This window comes from Staphylococcus piscifermentans (assembly GCF_900186985.1).
Classification (GTDB): Bacteria; Bacillota; Bacilli; order Staphylococcales; family Staphylococcaceae; genus Staphylococcus; species Staphylococcus piscifermentans.
Window position 1 is genome coordinate 1,654,909 of the sequence record NZ_LT906447.1, and the last position, 18,285, is coordinate 1,673,193.

21 protein-coding genes are annotated in these 18,285 nt (G+C 34.4%); 10 read left to right on the plus strand and 11 right to left on the minus strand.

Going from position 1 to position 18,285, the window contains the following annotated elements; all coding sequences use genetic code 11:
• Positions 1-126: 126 nt before the first annotated feature.
• Positions 127-396 carry a 30S ribosomal protein S14 gene (gene rpsN / locus CKV71_RS07745; protein WP_095105466.1) on the minus strand — a complete coding sequence of 90 codons (270 nt, stop codon included), beginning with the start codon at positions 394-396 and terminating at the stop codon, positions 127-129.
• A 258-nt stretch (positions 397-654) separates the two neighbouring features.
• Here rpsN and rpmG point away from each other — a divergent pair, with 258 nt between their 5' ends.
• The 3 genes from rpmG (at position 655) to CKV71_RS07760 (ending at position 3,010) form a co-directional block, all read left to right on the plus strand.
• Complete coding sequence (gene rpmG / locus CKV71_RS07750) at positions 655-804, plus strand: 50S ribosomal protein L33 (RefSeq protein WP_015900225.1); 150 nt, start codon at positions 655-657, stop codon at positions 802-804.
• A gap of 314 nt (positions 805-1,118) precedes the next feature.
• Entirely contained in the window at positions 1,119-2,582 is a 1,464-nt protein-coding gene (locus tag CKV71_RS07755) for an amino acid permease (RefSeq protein WP_095105468.1), read from the plus strand.
• Between the two features lie 113 nt (positions 2,583-2,695).
• Positions 2,696-3,010, plus strand: coding sequence for a hypothetical protein (locus tag CKV71_RS07760; protein ID WP_095105470.1), 315 nt, complete (start codon positions 2,696-2,698; stop codon positions 3,008-3,010).
• Between the two features lie 47 nt (positions 3,011-3,057).
• Here CKV71_RS07760 and CKV71_RS07765 read toward each other — a convergent pair whose 3' ends face one another.
• From CKV71_RS07765 to CKV71_RS07780, 4 genes are read right to left on the minus strand one after another with little or no spacing between them, the layout of a single operon-like run.
• Positions 3,058-3,864 carry a Cof-type HAD-IIB family hydrolase gene (locus tag CKV71_RS07765; RefSeq protein ID WP_095105472.1) on the minus strand — a complete coding sequence of 269 codons (807 nt, stop codon included), beginning with the start codon at positions 3,862-3,864 and terminating at the stop codon, positions 3,058-3,060.
• Between the two features lie 55 nt (positions 3,865-3,919).
• Complete coding sequence (gene thrB, locus CKV71_RS07770) at positions 3,920-4,834, minus strand: homoserine kinase (protein ID WP_095105474.1); 915 nt, start codon at positions 4,832-4,834, stop codon at positions 3,920-3,922.
• Positions 4,834-5,901 (minus strand): threonine synthase, encoded by a 1,068-nt coding sequence (gene thrC / locus CKV71_RS07775; protein ID WP_095105475.1) that lies wholly within the window; start codon positions 5,899-5,901, stop codon positions 4,834-4,836. Before thrC ends, thrB begins: the two co-directional genes overlap by 1 nt.
• A gap of 6 nt (positions 5,902-5,907) precedes the next feature.
• On the minus strand, positions 5,908-7,188 hold the full coding sequence (locus tag CKV71_RS07780) for a homoserine dehydrogenase (protein WP_095105477.1): 1,281 nt from the start codon (positions 7,186-7,188) through the stop codon (positions 5,908-5,910).
• A 191-nt stretch (positions 7,189-7,379) separates the two neighbouring features.
• Between CKV71_RS07780 and CKV71_RS07785 the strand changes: the two genes are divergently transcribed.
• Positions 7,380-8,756: an aspartate kinase gene (locus CKV71_RS07785; RefSeq protein WP_095105482.1), complete on the plus strand. Its 1,377-nt coding sequence runs from the start codon at positions 7,380-7,382 to the stop codon at positions 8,754-8,756.
• Between the two features lie 97 nt (positions 8,757-8,853).
• Here the strand turns inward: CKV71_RS07785 and CKV71_RS07790 are convergent, their stop codons facing one another.
• Positions 8,854-9,441, minus strand: a complete 588-nt coding sequence (locus CKV71_RS07790) for a hypothetical protein (RefSeq protein WP_095105486.1) — start codon at positions 9,439-9,441, stop codon at positions 8,854-8,856.
• 98 nt (positions 9,442-9,539) lie between these two features.
• Positions 9,540-10,010 (minus strand): sugar phosphate isomerase family, encoded by a 471-nt coding sequence (locus tag CKV71_RS07795; protein ID WP_095105489.1) that lies wholly within the window; start codon positions 10,008-10,010, stop codon positions 9,540-9,542.
• A 205-nt stretch (positions 10,011-10,215) separates the two neighbouring features.
• Here CKV71_RS07795 and CKV71_RS07800 point away from each other — a divergent pair, with 205 nt between their 5' ends.
• Both CKV71_RS07800 and CKV71_RS07805 read left to right on the plus strand, forming a co-directional pair.
• A complete protein-coding gene (locus CKV71_RS07800) occupies positions 10,216-10,575 on the plus strand; it encodes a transcriptional regulator, SarA/Rot family (RefSeq protein ID WP_095107277.1) in 360 nt (119 codons plus the stop codon).
• A 231-nt stretch (positions 10,576-10,806) separates the two neighbouring features.
• Positions 10,807-11,667, plus strand: coding sequence for a hypothetical protein (locus tag CKV71_RS07805; RefSeq protein ID WP_095105491.1), 861 nt, complete (start codon positions 10,807-10,809; stop codon positions 11,665-11,667).
• A gap of 75 nt (positions 11,668-11,742) precedes the next feature.
• Here the strand turns inward: CKV71_RS07805 and CKV71_RS07810 are convergent, their stop codons facing one another.
• Both CKV71_RS07810 and nucI read right to left on the minus strand, forming a co-directional pair.
• Positions 11,743-12,594 (minus strand): ABC transporter substrate-binding protein, encoded by an 852-nt coding sequence (locus CKV71_RS07810; RefSeq protein ID WP_095105493.1) that lies wholly within the window; start codon positions 12,592-12,594, stop codon positions 11,743-11,745.
• A 127-nt stretch (positions 12,595-12,721) separates the two neighbouring features.
• A complete protein-coding gene (nucI, locus tag CKV71_RS07815) occupies positions 12,722-13,264 on the minus strand; it encodes a thermonuclease NucI (protein ID WP_095105495.1) in 543 nt (180 codons plus the stop codon).
• A 134-nt stretch (positions 13,265-13,398) separates the two neighbouring features.
• Here nucI and CKV71_RS07820 point away from each other — a divergent pair, with 134 nt between their 5' ends.
• The gene (locus CKV71_RS07820; RefSeq protein WP_095105497.1) at positions 13,399-13,617 is read left to right on the plus strand and encodes a hypothetical protein; all 219 of its coding nucleotides are present in this window, start codon (positions 13,399-13,401) and stop codon (positions 13,615-13,617) included.
• Between the two features lie 48 nt (positions 13,618-13,665).
• On the opposite strand, the gene cls is transcribed toward CKV71_RS07820, so the two are convergent.
• Entirely contained in the window at positions 13,666-15,144 is a 1,479-nt protein-coding gene (cls, locus tag CKV71_RS07825) for a cardiolipin synthase (RefSeq protein ID WP_095105499.1), read from the minus strand.
• A gap of 264 nt (positions 15,145-15,408) precedes the next feature.
• Here cls and CKV71_RS07830 point away from each other — a divergent pair, with 264 nt between their 5' ends.
• From CKV71_RS07830 to glnA, 3 genes are all read left to right on the plus strand, one after another.
• Positions 15,409-15,768: a hypothetical protein gene (locus CKV71_RS07830; RefSeq protein WP_095105501.1), complete on the plus strand. Its 360-nt coding sequence runs from the start codon at positions 15,409-15,411 to the stop codon at positions 15,766-15,768.
• 269 nt (positions 15,769-16,037) lie between these two features.
• Complete coding sequence (locus CKV71_RS07835) at positions 16,038-16,403, plus strand: MerR family transcriptional regulator (protein ID WP_095105503.1); 366 nt, start codon at positions 16,038-16,040, stop codon at positions 16,401-16,403.
• 18 nt (positions 16,404-16,421) lie between these two features.
• Complete coding sequence (gene glnA / locus CKV71_RS07840; RefSeq protein ID WP_095105505.1) at positions 16,422-17,762, plus strand: type I glutamate--ammonia ligase; 1,341 nt, start codon at positions 16,422-16,424, stop codon at positions 17,760-17,762.
• Positions 17,763-17,764: 2 nt separating this feature from the next.
• Here glnA and CKV71_RS07845 read toward each other — a convergent pair whose 3' ends face one another.
• On the minus strand, positions 17,765-18,046 hold the full coding sequence (locus CKV71_RS07845; protein ID WP_157738595.1) for a hypothetical protein: 282 nt from the start codon (positions 18,044-18,046) through the stop codon (positions 17,765-17,767).
• Between the last annotated feature and the right edge of the window lie 239 nt (positions 18,047-18,285).

The window sequence follows — 18,285 nt, forward strand, 5'->3', positions numbered from 1 at the left end:
TATCTTAGCGTCTAATTTACCAACTTAAATTTACTTTTTTTGGTTAATTTTGAACAAAAAAAAAACACACTTCGATATTGAAGTGTGTGTGCTAAACTTAAAGCTACTCGTTTTAAGTTAGACGACTTACCAGCTTGCTTTTTTAACGCCTGGAATTTGTCCTTTATGCGCATGTTCTCTGAAAGCAATACGTGACATTTCGAATTTTCTCATTACGCCACGAGGTCTGCCAGTTACTTTACATCTACGAGTTAAGCGTGTTGGTGATGAATCTCTTGGCAATTTTTGTAATGCTTCGTAATCACCTTTAGCTTTCAATTCTTGACGTTTTGCATAATATTTAGCAACGAGTTCTTCTCGTTTTTGTTCTTTAACAACTTTTGATTTTTTGGCCATTAAAGTTCCTACCTTTCTTCTATAATTGTTTATAATCGTAATTATTACGATTTATATCATAACACAAATTTCGACTTTATCAATACATTTTGCTCATTTTTTCAAGCAAAGTTGTTTACTAATTGGAAGTTTTTATATAAAATAGAATACATTGAGCTTATGCGCCATTATTGAAACCTCGTCTTGCACGTTATGCATGATTGTGGTAAATTTAAGTGCGTAAGTATTGCTAATAACTTAATAGAAAGGGTGTCTACATTGCGCGTAAACGTAACTTTAGCTTGCACAGAATGCGGCGACCGTAATTATATTACTACTAAAAACAAACGTAACAATCCTGAACGTATTGAATTAATGAAATATTGTCCAAGATTAAAAAAATATACATTACACCGCGAAACTAAATAATCTAATGAAATCGAGTTATCTTTTAAAGATGATAACGACGAAACGACGATAGTGAACTTACCGTTAAACATAACGTATAAGTTCACTTTTTTATTTTTTACGGGTATTTAATATACACCTTTAACGTACTTTTGTCTACATCTCCCCTACTCTTTATACCTCTAGTTTAAGCATTTTACGTCGGATTTCTTCTATTTTCTGAATTTTTTATAAATTTTTCACTTTAAAGTGCTAAATTCCATTGATTAGTGTTCTAAAAACGATTAGAATAGACTACATATCATTTTCAAATTAAAAGATTAGAGGTAACGCTTATGGATGAAAACAAAATGAACAGGGGGCTCAGTTCCCGGCATATATCAATGATTGCTATCGGTGGAGCAATCGGTACCGGCCTCTTTATTGCTACTGGAGGAGTTATTTCTCAAGCTGGTCCAGGTGGAGCTATTCTTGCCTATGCATTAATTGGAATTATGCTGTACTTCTTAATGTCATCAGTCGGTGAATTGGCAACGTTTTACCCAGTTTCCGGGTCTTTCAGTTCTTATTCAGCTCGCTTCATCGATCCATCTCTCGGTTTCACAGCAGGATGGTTATATTGGGCGATTTGGTCACTTGTAACTAGCGTCGATACTATTATCGCATCTAACGTACTTTATTATTGGGATACTTTTAAATTCTTTTCTCCATTAACTTGGAGCTTAATATTCATTACTTTATTATTATTATTAAACATTTTTACAGTCAGAGCTTTTGGTGAAGCTGAATTCTGGTTATCAGCCATTAAAGTTATCACTATTATTGTCTTTATTATTGTTGGTATTTTAACGATATTCGGAATTCTAGGCGGCCACACTTACGGCTTGAAAAACTTCACTACAGGAGAAGCGCCATTTGTAGGTGGTATATCAGGGTTCTTAAGTGTTTTACTCGTTGCTGGTTTCTCAGTCGGGGGCACTGAAGTCGTCGCTGTGACAGCCGGAGAATCTGATAATCCTGAAAAATCTATGCCAAGTGCCATCAAATCTGTATTTTGGAGAATATTGTTATTCTATATTCTCTCAATAGCTGTTATTTCAGCTATTTTACCTTATACAGATCCTCTACTATTAAACAAAAGTGAATCAGTTGCCCAAAGTCCTTTCACAATTGTTTTTGATAGAGTCGGCATCGCTTTTGCGGCATCTGTCATCAATGCTGTTATATTGACTTCGTTGTTATCAGCAGCTAATTCAGGTATCTATACGACAAGCCGTATGTTATTCTCACTCAGCAACGACAAACAAGCACCGAAATTCTTAAGTTATCTGCATCCCAAAACAAAATTACCGCTTCCTGCAATTCTGACAACTTATCTCATTGTAGTAGCCGTAATTATCATTGCTAATTTCTATGCCGATACCGTCTTTACTTTATTAGGAATTATCGGCCAGTTGGTTATTTTTATCTGGGCCGCTGCAGTATGTGCGCAAATCAGATTACGTCAAGGCATAAAAGCTCAAGGTTTAGATGCTAGCAAGGTGCTCCCTTATAAAGCGCCTTTATATCCATTAGGACCTATTATTGTGTTAGTAACACTTATTTTCTTATTAGTCGGAGGTTCTTTCGAAAATATTGTGAATCTAAGTGTCGGCGGTTTAACGAAAGACTTCTTGCCTATCATCATTCTGGCAACGATTTATCTTCTGCATAAAAGTGTGAAGAAAACGAAATATGTACGCTTGAAAGAAATGGACTTAAGAAACTTTAAAGCGTTCAACAAAGTGAATAAAAAATAAGTTGCATGTAAACAGGTTGAATTTCAGCCTGTTTTTTCATATATCTGATTTTCTCACAGAAGTATATATAGTATAATAATGGTAATAATAAGAACAAATCGAGGTGTTACAACATGGTAGGACAAACTAATTTATTTGACGATGTTTTGAAAGAGGATGAACGTTTTGTCATTGTTGTTCAATCTCTTGAAGATAAACAAGGCAGACTTGTAAAACGAACTTTAAGAGAATACCCAAGTTTAGAACATGATCAAATGGTTCCGCTATTTGAGCACTTGAAAGATGTATATCTTAATGAACCATTTGAGCCAGGGCAATCCGCTTATATTATTACCGTTTATACCAACCTAGATTATTCTGCTGATAATATTTATGCATTGGTTAAACGTAATCATGGCATGCATGAATGGACACATACAGCAAAGTAAACAAAAACACAGGAGCTGGGACATTAATTTGTCCCAGCTCCTGTGTTTTATTTCAATATTTTTTCTAATGCGACTACAATACCATCTGAATCATGATCCAGTGTAACATCATCTGCAATCTCTTTTAATTCTGCTTTAGCATTACCCATAGCCACTGAATAACCCGCTTCTTCAATCATAGAATAATCATTCAAACTATCTCCGAAAGCAATCGTTTGCGAAATGTCTACATCCACTTTACGGCATAATGCTTTTAAAGCATTACCTTTTGACACTCCATGTGCCATAAATTCTAAGAAATAAGGTTTACTCGTTGTGACATCTACATTGTCATTGAATTTTCCATTTAAACTTTGAAAAATTTCTTCAATATGAGGAACGTAATCTACTCCCATTGCTTTTGGAACGGGGTTTTGAATAAACGTCTTCACATCATCGACTTTTTTCATAGGCAATCCAGTCAGTTCTGACTCAATATTCATATATTCGTGTTCCCCTTCGTAAATAATATGCCCATCTTGATAAGTTAAGATAAACAGGCCATTTTCTCTGCAATAATCTACAATTTTATCAAAATCTTGCTTAGAAACACTTTGTTCGTCTTCAAGCTCATCATCTTTCACGCGCGTCGTTCTGCCGCCATTATAACTGATAACGTAACTATCATGCTCGTTCAGTTTAAGCGACTTTGCAATCGGCAGCATTCCTTCTGTCGGTCTGCCTGAAGCAAGTACGACATGATAACCTTGCTCTTGAAGATTCATTAAATATTGAGCTGTTTTCGGACTGACCTCGTTATCAGAAGTTAACAAAGTATCGTCCATATCCATTACAATCATTTCGTATTTAGTCATTTGATGTGCTTTGCTCCTTTCAAGCTGTTACATCAAATTATAACCTATTTCTGTTTTACTCATAAACTTTTTCAGCAATAATTCCACTTTTATTTATTGTAATAATTTCAGAATTGCAACTTTCTAGTTCTTTATTTAATCTTCTTACTAATTTACCGCTTTTTGAAGGATCAATGAGCGTTAAAACTGTAGGCCCGGCCCCGCTGATTACTGTCGCATATGCTTTGTATTCTTTCGCTATAATTTTAACTTGTTCAAATTCAGGGATGAGTTTTTGACGATAAGGTTCATGGAAACTATCCATTTCCATTAATTTACCCGCTAAAATATAATCATGCTGAATAAGCGCGCTTAACATCGTATTGCTGATAGCGCTGTATTGAGTTGCTTCTCCGTGCTTAAAGCTCTCAGGCAGTACTTTTCTAGAATCACTTGTCTTTAATTCATAACTTGGCACAGTAATAACCAAGTTGACATGCGGCGGTTCTATAAATGAAATAAAGGTCTCACTTGTTTGACTGTTGTAAAAACCAGACACCATACCTCCATAAATAACCGGAGCTACATTATCCGGGTGTCCTTCAATTTCAGTAGCCGCTTCAACCATCTCAAATTCTGACAGTTGCAAATGTCCGAAAAAATCAGCCAGATAAATACCTGCTACTAAAGCAGAAGCAGAGGATCCTAGTCCTCTAGCTAACGGTATTTCGCTACGCATCGTAATATTTAAAGGCGGAACTGCCACTTCAAATCTTTGCTCTAAAAATTGTACAACTTGATAAATTAAATGGTTTTCATCAGTCGGCAGATCATGCAAGTTTTCACCTTTATGTTGAAAGTGCCATTGTTGGTCTTCACTGATTTCAGCTTCTACATATAAAAATTTATTGAGTGCTAAACCGATAGAATCAAATCCCACCCCAAGATTTGCAGTTGAAGCAGGTACTTTGAGTTTTAATCGTTCTGACATTACTGCAATACTCCTTTGATGTATTTAACAATGCTTTCTTTATCATTCGGCAAAGATTTAATAGGATTATCTAATAATGAGATGGCTGTATCAGGGTCTTTCAATCCATTACCAGTTAAGACTGCAGTGACTGTAATATCTTTAGGCAATTTACCTGCGCGATGCAGTTTAATCAATCCCGCGATAGAAGCATTACTCGCCGGTTCAGCGAAAACGCCTTCTTTAGAAGCTAATAATTGATAAGCTTCTAAAATTTCTTCATCAGTTACAGAATCTATTAAGCCATTTGATTCTTCCAATGCTGTAACCGCTTTGTCCCAGCTTGCAGGATTTCCAATTCGGATAGCCGTTGCAACTGTTTCAGGGTTTTTCACTACTTTATTTTGTACAATTGGAGATGCCCCTTCAGCTTGGAAACCGAATAATTTCGGTAAACCTGTTTGATGTTTGTCATTAAATTCTTTGAATCCTTTCCAATAAGCAGTAATATTACCTGCATTACCTACAGGAATTGCTAATACATCAGGTGCATGACCACCTAGTTGATCAACGACTTCAAAAGCACCTGTCTTCTGTCCTTCAATACGGTACGGGTTGATAGAATTAACCAGTTCAATATCGCCGCCTTCGTTTGCAACCTCTTTAACAATTTCTAATGCTTCGTCAAAGTTACCATCGATAGAAACAATTTCAGCACCATACATTACAGCTTGAGAAAGCTTTCCTAAAGCAATTTTCCCTTCAGGAATGACTACAATAGCTTTCAAACCTGAACGTGCGGCATATGCTGCTGCGGACGCTGAAGTATTACCTGTAGATGCACAAATAACAACTTTCTTGCCATCTTCCTTAGCTTTAGTTACTGCCATTACCATTCCGCGGTCTTTAAATGAACCTGTAGGGTTGGCACCTTCGAACTTTACAAATAAATTAATGCCTAACATTTCAGATAATGAATCACAATGTATTAACGGAGTTTGGCCTTCGTTTAAAGTTACATTTGGTGTCTTTTCATCAACGGGTAAATAATTTTTGTATTCTTGTACTAAACCTTGCCATCTTTTCATAATTAATTAAACCCCTTCTACTGGATATACTTTTTCAACTGGATATTTTCCTTGTGCCAAAATCTCGCTCACTGGTACATCTGTCCCTTTAACCAAAACTGCTGCAGTGTCAGCATTTCGTTCTACGACATCTAGAGACTTATGAAGTGGCAATTGAGATTTCACTTCTTCTTCAACGCGTTTTGCAGGTGCACCATTCGTTTTTAGAACAACATAATAACTATTTTTTTGTTTTAATTTAGTCGGTTCATCTGCGTCGATAATTTCTTTCGCATCTGCAGTTTTTAATTCAAAATGAGGCGGCAATGTATGCAAGTTAGATTCAAATTGCAATGCTACATTTAATAAATCACTCACAACCGCACTACCTGTTGCTAAACTGCCTGCACCTTTACCGTAAAACATTGTTTCCCCCACAGAGTCTCCGATAACATAAATCGCATTAAATTCATCTTCAACCGAAGCTAATTGGTGCGCTTCATCAATTAAAGTAGGTGCTACAGAAGCATCAATATGCCCATTTTCATATGTACCTTTACCAATTAATTTAATCTTATAACCAAGCGTTCTAGCTGCATTGATATCATCCACTGATACCTCAGAGATACCTGTCCGTTTAACATCATCTAAATTAATCACATCGTTAAATGAGAGATACGTAACGATTACTACTTTTCTGGCAGCATCTACCCCTTCTACATCATCTGTAGGATCTGCTTCTGCAAAACCGAGTCTTTGCGCTTCTGCCAACGCCTCTTCAAAGCTTGCGCCTTCTTGAGTCATTTTCGTTAAAATAAAGTTGGATGTCCCGTTTAAAATCCCCATGAATTTACTGATATTATTCGCATTCAAACCGTTATTAATCGCATTGACGATAGGAATACCGCCTGCTACACTAGCTTCAAATTTTAGTGCTACCCCATTTTCTTGAGCCAAATCTTCCATAGTTCTTAAATGTACTGCAAGCAAATCTTTATTCGCAGTAATAACGTGTTTCCCTTGTTGCAAAGATTGCTTCAACCACTCTACTGTCGGTTCGATACCACCCATTACCTCAACCACAATATCCACATCATCATCGTTAAGGATTTCATTTACATCTTCAGTAAGATGGTATTGACTGATGTTTAATGGTCGCTTCTTCTTAGTATCACGTACAAGAATATGTTTGATTTGAATATCTTTTTGAATTGTATCTTTAATTTGTTGGTGATTTTCTTCAATTATTTTAACTACACCTGAGCCCACTGTCCCAAGACCGAGCAAAGCGATGTTTAACTTCTTCATTCTTCATTCCTCCGTTTGTTCGTTGTAAAAAAACAATTGTACTATTGAAAAATACTTGAATATGGTTTAGTATAAGTTCATTCATCAAAATTGTAAAGTTCAAAAAATTTGGAATATGTTGAAATTTTAGCATTTTTAGCAGAAAAAACAAAGCAGTAAATTATTAAGATTGATAGAAAGGTTGCGTTAATATGAAAGTAGCTAAATTCGGCGGTAGTTCCGTCGCTTCAGCAAGCCAAATTAAAAAGGTGTTAAATATCGTTAATAGCGAAGAAGAGAGAAAAATCATCGTTGTTTCTGCACCTGGTAAAAGGCATAGCGAAGATATAAAAACTACAGATTTACTTCTAAGACTCTATGAGAAAAGTGCAGCAGGTTTAGATTATCAAAATAAAAAAGAGGAAATTATTACTCGCTACGCAGATATTGTAAACGATTTAGGTATGGATCATTCAATATTACAAGAATTCTCTGCTATTTTAGAAGAACGTATTGCTCAGCATCAAAATCATCCGCCACGTTTAAAAGATGCCCTCTTATCATGCGGAGAAGATTTCAACGCTCGTCTTATTGCGCAATACAACAATAGTCAAGGCGTTCCAACTACATATATTTCGCCGCTTGACGCTGGTATTACAGTTACAGACACACCGCAATTTGCCCAAATATTAGAGGAATCATATGATAATATTTATAAATTACGTGATATTAAAGGTAAGATTATCGTTCCTGGTTTCTTCGGTTATTCAAAAAAAGGAAATATTGTAACATTTCCGCGTGGGGGTTCTGATATCACAGGTGCGATTTTAGCTCGAGGCGTGCGCGCAAAATTATATGAAAACTATACTGATGTTTCAGGTATTTATCGCGTCAATCCTAACTTGATAAAGAATGCAGAGATTATGGGTGAAGTAACTTACCGTGAAATGCGTGAACTTTCATATGCCGGCTTCAGCGTCTTCCATGACGAAGCTTTGCAGCCTGTTCAAAAAGAACGCATTCCAGTTGTGATCAAAAATACTAACAGACCACAAGATCCGGGTACTTACATTCGTTACGACAGAGAAATCAAACCCGACCATCTGATTAGCGGCTTAAGTTGTGATAAAGGATTTACTGTAATCAATATCAGTAAATATTTAATGAATAGACAAGTCGGCTTTACTAAAAAAGTACTGCAAGTATTAGAAGATAATAATATCTCTTTCGATCATATGCCTTCTGGTATTGACGGTATCAGTATCATCATGCGTACACATCAAATTGAAGGTAAAGAAAATAAGGTATTGAATGAAATTCGGAAACAATGCGATGTGGATGAATTAAGCATTGAGAGTGATTTAGCTATATTAATGGTAGTAGGATTAGGCATGAGCCAAATGGTCGGTACTGCAAATAAAATTACCGAGGCATTGGCCAAAGCTAATATTAATTTAAAAATGATTAATCAAGGAGCTTCTGAAATTTCAATGATGTTCGGTATCTCTGTATGTGATGCAGATAATGCTGTACGAGCAACTTATGAAGGCTGCTGCTGCAGTAAGGAAAAAGCTGAAACTTACGACTAAAATAATCTGAATTTAGAGAATATTAATTAATTATATATTTCTGTTCTATTAAACAAGAGTGTTGTAGCAATTTTACTTCGTTGCAACGCTCTTGTTTTTAATAATGAACAGACAAAGCATTGTGCAGTTTTTCTTCTCCTACCACTACTTTGAGGATAACGAATTGATAATAACTCAATGCATCAATCACTTCTTTATTACTCTCTTCTGTACCATGCTCACCTGGTTTTAATAATTCATACATCAATACAATTTCAGGTTTGATATAATCTACGCCCCAAGGTAACGAATGAAAATAGATATGTTTCTCTGGTAAACGGATGGAATGATTAAATCTGAACATCCATTCGTCATTATTCACGTCATACACATAGATATTCATAATGTGCTGGTTATCTTTATAAATCTTCAAATGCGTTAATGCTGAAAATTTCATATCTCTCAATTTATCACTTGTATGACCATATGTATCAAAGTAAGCAATGCGATAACCTTCAGGAATATATTTCAACACTTTAGTTAAATTGCGTCGTTTTACACAGATTTCCGTGCGATCCCCAATAATAAATTCATTTTTTAAAAACAACATTTTGGCAGTTTCACCGAAAAATTTTATTTCATGATTCGCATGTTTAACTAGTCTATCAACCAGATAATTTAAATCTTCATTTTGAGATTTTATCATTTCTGCACCTCCTTCGGTAAGCGCTTACAAATTATAGTATAACGCATTTACTAATAATTTCATATATATTTTATCCGCCTCAGCCAAACTTGTCTATATTAAACGAGTTGACCAATTAATGACAATTTCTGACTATGGTCATCATTGCAAAGTGCAGGATAATTAATGAGATACGAAGCTTTAGAGCGAGTGATTAAGCATCTCTGAATTTGAGCAATATCTTCGTGAATTTGATATAAGTTAGCATCATCATCCAAATAGTTCGCTTCACAAAAATAATAATCTATTTGCAACTGCTCGAATTTTTTGATGACTTCCGCACCTGTGATCGTATGTAATCCTGAATCGATTTTCCCAGAAGTAAACACTATATTGAAATTAGTATTTTTGCATAAATATTTCAAAATGTCTGTAGAATAAGTCACTACGGACACGTTGACCTGCTTGTCATTTAACAGATTGATGATGAAATAAGACGCAGGATGATTATCTAAAGCTATAATTGAATCGGGTTGAATCGTATTATAAATATTATATAAATGGTTGTGGCGCTTTATATTAGAAGACAAAGTTTTTAACTCCTTTTGTAATGAAAAGTAAACCTATTAGTTTTATAAACTATGTTTAATATTAAGTTAAACCAATTTTAAATTGTTGACACAAAAAATTAACTAATAAGTAAAAAGTAACTCTTTTAATCGTATTAAAAATTTAATATAATAAAAGATGTCAGTTCAATATAAAAATATAAGAGGTGAAAAAATGCAATCCCCTATGACTCAAGCATCAGAATCTATATTCTATTATGAATTGCATCGAAAACAATTATTAAATCTAGTTAAGAAACACTATGATTTAAAATTGAATGATTTATTATTCCTTAAACATTTACTTGCATGCAACAGCACTTGCATACCATTATACCAAGTAAAAAGAAATCTTACATTTAGTTTGATGGAAGTACATAAATCCCTAACGACGTTAACTGACCAGCAAATTATTGGGAAAAAACGCTCTAGCGAAGATGAAAGAAAAGTGTTTATTACCCTTAACGAAAACCAAATTGAAAAAATTAAATATCTTTTAAAAGAATTTGAGGCTTTACAAAAGAATGTATTGCCAGAAATGAATTAATCTATATGTTCTTGGTATTTTCCCAAGAGATTTAACACTCAAACAAACTATTAACTGACACAATTATGGCAGTTTAAGCATTCCATATATTTTGCTTAAACTGCTTTTATTTCCGCAAAATATCAGCTTAATATAATCTTAAAGCCAAAATCATTGATTTTTATAAGTAAGAGTTAGATTATAAGGGTACATTATAATCTATAACTAAATTTTATTAAGGAATGATTCTTTATGTTTTTAACGTTTATTTTAGTAGCCATCATTATTTTAATGATTGTTGCCTTATTTGTATCTAGAAGTATTATGCAGCATCGCCTAGATACAGAAGTTTATTCTAAGAATCAGCTTGTCAGTAAAGTGAATACCTTGCGTTCAGAAGTAGCTTCACTGCGTAATGAAATGATTAATGACCATAATCATCAACAACATCATTACGGCATACGTAAAGCTAAGCAAGCACTTACAGATATCTTGGAAAAATTTAAAGAAGAAGGCAAGATTAAATTTTTCACTATCTTTTCAACTGGCAACTTAGCAGTTAAGCATCCCTTATTCGAACAACTCCGTACGTTCGATTATATTGTAATTACCGATAAAGGCCTATTAAATATCGATGTCAAAAACTGGAAAGAAAAAACTTTTTATCATTTCAGTGCAGATCCAGAAAATGAAATAAAAACTGAATACGAAAGTTTAGATCAAATTATCGGTCACTACATTGCTGATCAATATCAAAGTCAGTTTCAATCTTCACGTCGCGATGTATACACTTTCACTGAAAAGATTAAAAATAACCGCGTAGAATTTGATTTCTATGATTATGATCCTTATCTAGCTGCTGCTGTTAATTCAAAAGAGTTGAAAGATGCTTATGAAAAAAGATTCAATCAGAAAATTACTAGTGTGGGTGTTGTTTACTTTAATGACGGTTCTATTAATATCATAGATGGTCCTACTGAACGTGAAAAATATGTAGCTACAGCTTCTTCAAAACATTCTTTGCGTGATGCTGTAGATGAAATGATTGCACAATCTAAGCACGATTTATCTATGCAGGATTGTGAAGCGGCCGTAAATTATCTAAATCAATAAAGCCTGAATATTTTTCACACTAAAAGAACCGAGGAGTTGTATCTCCTCGGTTCTTATTTATATTCAACTAAGTTATTATTTAAATTCACTTAATTCTTTCACAATGTTTTCTGATGCAATTAGACCTCTTGATTTAGCCCATGCTAATCTTCCTACTTTATGCACATGATCATTTTCAACAGCTTTAATTTTTTTATAAGCATCTGCATTTTCAAGCTTTTCTAATGCGTCTTTGTCTTCTTCATCTGACATGATAATCAAACGTTCTGGATCTAATTCAGCAAGTTGATCAGGTGTCATTTGTAAATAAGGTCCATCTAAATAAGGTTTATATTTATTTGCATCTTGTTGACTTAATGGAATGTCAAATCCTAAAATTTCTAAGAATTGTCCTACATAACTTTTATCACTATGCGCAGCTACGCCGATTTTAGCTGGCACCACTGGAAGTGTAGATAATTTTTTATCAATACTGATATTTTTAGAACCTTCGTCTACTTTGTTATCGTGCTCTTCTAAACGTTTTTTACCTTCTTCTTCTTTCGACACCGCTTGGCTGACTGTTTTAAACGCTTCAAGGTTTTCTTTATAGTCGCCGCCGAAACTATTCAATAAAATAGTAGGTGTAATTTTATTTAATTCGTCGTAAATATCTTTATGACGTGTACTGTCTGCAATAATTAATTGAGGTTCTGCTTCACGCAATTTATTAAGGTCTGGGTTTTCACGTTCGCCGACTGAAATATAATCTTTTAAGTGCTTACGTACAGGTTCAATAATTTTATCTTTATTACCGTCATCTGCAATTGCGACTGGACTGATACCTAAAGCAACTAAATCATCAACAAATGAAAATTCTAATACAGCAACTCTTTCAACATTATCTGCAACTTTTGTTACGCCTGCTACATTATTTACTTCAACCATAAAAATAAAACCTCCTATTTATTTCTCTCTATCATAATTTACCCACTTCTCATTCCAAAAAACTTATTGTGTTTTACAAATACAATAAGCACAACGTCATGTGACATTGTGCTGATATATTTCTTATTTAATTTGATTGGCTCCAAATATTCAAATGCTTTTCTTGCGCTTGCTTTTGTGCATCTTTAAACATATCTCTATATTTACCGTTCGGAGCGAAATATTTTTCTCGAGCTAATCCCTTTTCAACAAGTTCTTTATTATACATATGGTCTTTATCTAACCAGACATAAGCTAAATTCCGGCCATAACGGTCTTGTTTTTCTTTATCGTATTCTAAATAAACGGTTTGATGATTCAATGTCTTTTTAGAGTAATTAGAAGCTTCTTTACCATAGGGTTGTACGGGCGTATTAGGTTTTACTGTTTCAGGAGTATCCATGCCGATCATTCTTACTTTTATTTCTTTTCCATGCTCATCTGTAGCGATAAACGTATCACCATCTATCACACGTTTCACTTGTACTTTTTCTTTGTCTCCCATTGATGTGTGAGTAGATTGAGAACTGGAATTTTTAAAAGGTCCTGAATGATTAAAATACTGAAACCCTAATACAATAAGTGCTATTACAGCCACAGTCAGGATTGTTGATAAGGTTTTTTGTTTCAAAGTTGACCACCTGCTTATTCATTATATAGTGCACCGAATTATCATACCTTTTTTTGAATATTATCGTCAATTCTCTAGAGACATAAAATTTGATATGATAGAGTTAATCTTAAATAGAACGAGGAGGCGTCCACATGAATGCCATCAGAGAAAATTTAGTCACGATTGTAGCAGTTGCCGTAGCTATTATAGTTGGTTTGGTATTGCAATATATATTTAAACTTCCATTACTAGTCACTGCAGTAATTGGTGTCTTAATGGGAATGTTAATCGGCTTTATTTTATTTGTGATTCAACAGAACCAAGCTAAACATCGTAAAAACAAAGAAGAGACTCATCATAAAAGAAAGTAAAAAATTCCAGCTTATCCTAATTAAGGAATAGCTGGAATTTCTTGTTTTTTATAGAATTGGTGTAATCAGCTTAGAGAAGCCTTCTTTCATCTTAATCCAATTTGAACGTTTGGCATAACGTGATTTAGTTAGTTGAGTGGATAACGTTACATCGTGTTCAAATGCTTTACGTAATTCTACTGCGACATCTTTGTTGTACATAAAGGCATTGACTTCAAAGTTAAGTTCAAAGCTTCGGAAGTCCATATTAGCAGATCCTACACTGGCTACTTCATCATCAATTACCATTACTTTGGAGTGTATGAATCCGTTATTGTAAGTATAAATTTTTACACCCGCATCCAACAGCTCAGCTGCATGATAATACGTAGCCCAATAAACGAAAGGATGGTCAGGCATGTCAGGAATCATCAAATGTACGTCGACACCTGAATTTGCAGCCATTTTAATTGCATTAATATAAGAATTATCTGGAATAAAGTAAGGACTCTGCATGTAAATAGAATCTCTTGCTGAGTTGATCATTTTAGTATAACCGAATTCAATTTCATGCCAACTGTCATCTGGGCCGCTCGAACCGATTTGCACGGATACGTCTCCCTCTTTTTCTTTCACTGGGAAATAAGCGGGTTTTAATTTTAAATGCTCACGTTTAGATTGAGAGTTCCAATCCATAATAAAACGTAACTGTAAGGCATCAACTGCTCCACCTTTTAATCTGACGTGCGTATCTCTCCAATAACCGAATTTCTTACTCAATCCTAAGTATTCATCGCCGACATTGAAACCGCCGACGTAGCCGATTTCTCCGTCAATCACTACAATTTTACGGTGATTTCGGTTATTTGCACGGAAGTTAATCAGCGGTAGTTTGCTCGCAAAGAAAGATTCTACTTGGCCGCCTAATTTTCTAAAGCGCTTAAATTGTCTGATACTCAATTTTTTAGAACCTAAGTCATCATAAAGCAGCAATACTTCTACGCCTTCTTCAAGCTTCTGCTCTAAAGCATCAATAATGCGATGCCCTAATCCATCTAATTCAAAAGTATAATACTCTAAATGGATGTGATTTTTAGCTTGCATAATATCTTCAATCATCTTGTCATAAAGCTTATGTCCATCTACAAATATTTCAGTGTCATTATCTTCTGTTAAGAAAGCTGGTTGTCTAGTCAGCAACATATTGACTAAATCATGGTGCTTCTCTACTATCTTATTATCCGTTTCTAAATTATGATGTTTCACTTGGTATCTTTGCTCGTTCAGGATATTTTCAAATTCTTCTATGTCTTTGCGATAATCCTTATAAAGTTTGTTTTTAGAGACGCCTCTACCAAATAAAATGTAAAGGAAGAAACCAAGCACTGGGGCGATAAATAAAATAAATAGCCAAGCCCAAGTCGAGCTGGTACTTCGATCTTTAATAAAGATAATATTAAAGGCTACAATTAAGTTTAAAATTGTAAATAAAATAAAGATACCTGATAATATATCTCCAAGTAATCCGGGCACTTCAAATGAGAACATGTATTCACTCTCCTTCTTATAACTCTCACAAATCTTTTGCGTCAATATTTTCAATTGATTTTTAATTAATTATTGATGAATTTATTTATAATAGTTATCAACAATAATTAAAGACAATAGATATGTAGCTATTTTAACATTTTTAGTCTGAAATTACTTCATAATTATAACTCGCTAATTTTTCACTCTTTTCACAAATTTTCCTCTCCAAATGTTTAATTCAGTAAAAGTTTAGGTATTACAGTTATTAAGGAGTGATGATATATGCCAAACAAACAAAAAATTAAAAATTATTTAAATGAGAAAGTTGAATTTATTAACGAAACATTCGATGATTTATACCAAAATGAGATTAATCCTAACAACAAAGACATTTCTAAGTCTGAAATCATTTTATTAAGCGAAATATTTTCAACATTAGAAGCAGTAGATGGTTTTGTATCAACACATGATGATGTAGAAAATTTAGAGTTTAAATCTTTTGCACAAGAAGCACGCAAATTCTACGATGAATTAGCTAAAGTAGCAAGCGATGAAAGTAAAGATAAGTCGCATTTAGGCGAAGCGTTTGAGTCTTATTTAAATAAGTACGAAGATGTAGTAGCTAAAATTAATGAGCTTTAATTTTCAATAAGACGTTATATAAAGCTGGGGCATAAATAATGTCCCAGCTAATTTTATGTATTAGTAGAAACGAAGCAGAAAATTCCCTTTCTTTTTTGTATTAATTTTGACAATTTACAGAAAAAGAACTCTTTCTCTTTATCTCAACTCTTCTAAAACCTTGATATATCAGTATTTCAAGTGTAATGTCAGGAAACCTTACATATTTTTGTAATCCTTAAAAATTTATGCTAAATTAATATCAAGTTCAAAAATAGAGGTGATGGAACATGTCGAATGATGCTTTACGCAGAAATATGGCCGTCTTCTCTATGAGTGTCGTAAATCAGTTGACTGAACTGACACCCAGACAAATACGTTATTACGAAACACATGGACTCATCAAACCACAGAGATCACCAGGCAACAAACGGCTTTTTTCAATGAATGATTTAGATCGCTTGTTAGAGATTAAACGGCTTTTGGAAAAAGGATTTAATTTAAAAGCGATCAAACAAATTCTGACAGATGATGAAAGTCATTTATCAAGCGAAGAAACAGCATTGAGAAAACATGTTATCGTAGAAGCAACACAGAAACCGCAACAAGAAGCTATACCGATAAATCGAGGAGATTTATCTCGTTTTATCAAATAATTCACTGGAGGATTTAACATGCCAAAACGTTCATTTACAAAAGAGGATATCCGCAAATTTGCTACTGAAGAAAATGTAAGATATTTGCGTTTGCAATTCACTGACATTTTAGGAACAATCAAAAACGTTGAAGTACCTGTAAGTCAATTAGAAAAAGTTTTAGATAACGAAATGATGTTCGACGGTTCATCTATCGAAGGTTTCGTTAGAATTGAAGAATCAGATATGTATTTATATCCTGACTTAGACACTTGGGTAATTTTCCCATGGACAGCAGGACAAGGAAAAGTTGCACGTTTAATTTGCGACGTCTACACTACTGACGGCGAACCATTTGCTGGTGACCCTCGTAATAACTTGAAACGTATACTTAGAGAAATGGAAGATTTAGGATTTACAGATTTCAACTTAGGACCTGAACCTGAATTCTTCTTATTCAAATTAGATGACAAAGGCGAACCTACTTTAGAATTAAATGACCATGGCGGTTATTTCGACTTGGCTCCAACAGACTTAGGTGAAAATTGCCGTCGTGATATCGTATTAGAACTTGAAGATATGGGATTCGATATTGAAGCCAGCCACCATGAAGTTGCACCTGGCCAACATGAAATCGACTTCAAATACGCAGATGCAGTTACTGCATGCGACAACATCCAAACATTCAAATTAGTTGTAAAAACAATCGCTCGTAAACATAACTTGCATGCTACATTCATGCCGAAACCATTATTCGGTGTAAACGGAAGCGGTATGCACTTCAACGTTTCATTATTCAAAGGTAAAGAAAATGCCTTCTACGATCCAGATGGCAAAGAACAAATGACTGAAGAAGCTTATCAATTCATCGCAGGTATCTTGAAAAACGCACGTGGATTCACTGCAGTCTGCAACCCGCTTGTAAACTCATATAAACGTTTAGTACCTGGCTATGAAGCACCATGTTATATCGCTTGGAGTGGTAAAAACCGTTCACCATTAGTACGTGTCCCTACTTCACGTGGATTATCTACTCGTGTAGAAGTACGCTCAGTAGACCCTGCAGCTAACCCTTATATGGCTTTAGCAGCAATCTTAGAAGCTGGATTAGACGGTATTAAGAACAAAATGAAAGTTCCAGAACCAGTTAACCAAAATATTTACGAAATGAATCGCGACGAACGTGAATCTATCGGCATTGAAGATTTACCATCAACTTTATATACTGCATTAAAAGCAATGCGTGATAACAAGGCAATTAAAGATGCTTTAGGTTCACATATCTATAACCAATTCATCAACTCTAAATCAATTGAGTGGGATTATTACAGAACTCAAGTTTCTGAATGGGAAAGAGAACAATACATGAAATTGTATTAATCTTAAATCGTATTATCGCACTTAGGTGCTAAACAAATGGGATAAAAAAAGAGGCCATAACGGCCTCTTTTTTGTTGCTTTCTTAATCTTTTATTACGTTTCACCTTGCCAATTTTATACAAAATGAACGAAGCTGCTGTAAGGTAGACTGCAAGTGTAGAATAGAAAAACACATGTCCTAATGCCTTACTTGCTTCAAAGCACACTGGCATCATTAATGATAAGACAAACAATAAGGTACGATAAGTCAGAACCATAACGTTCTCCCCACTTAGTTGATTCATGTACCTTCTTTTTCTCTCACACGTTCACTTTAAGTATATATTGCATCTAGTGTTTTTAATATATGAATTAATGATGTTTGCTGATTTTGAAATATAAAACCGTTGCGATGTTATGCGACGATTTTCTAGACACTTCTCATAATCTTGTGTCCAGATTACGCCCTTTTCTAGACACTTCAACAAATCTTGTGTCTAAATTACACCCTTTTCTAGACACTTCTCATAATCTTGTGTCCAGA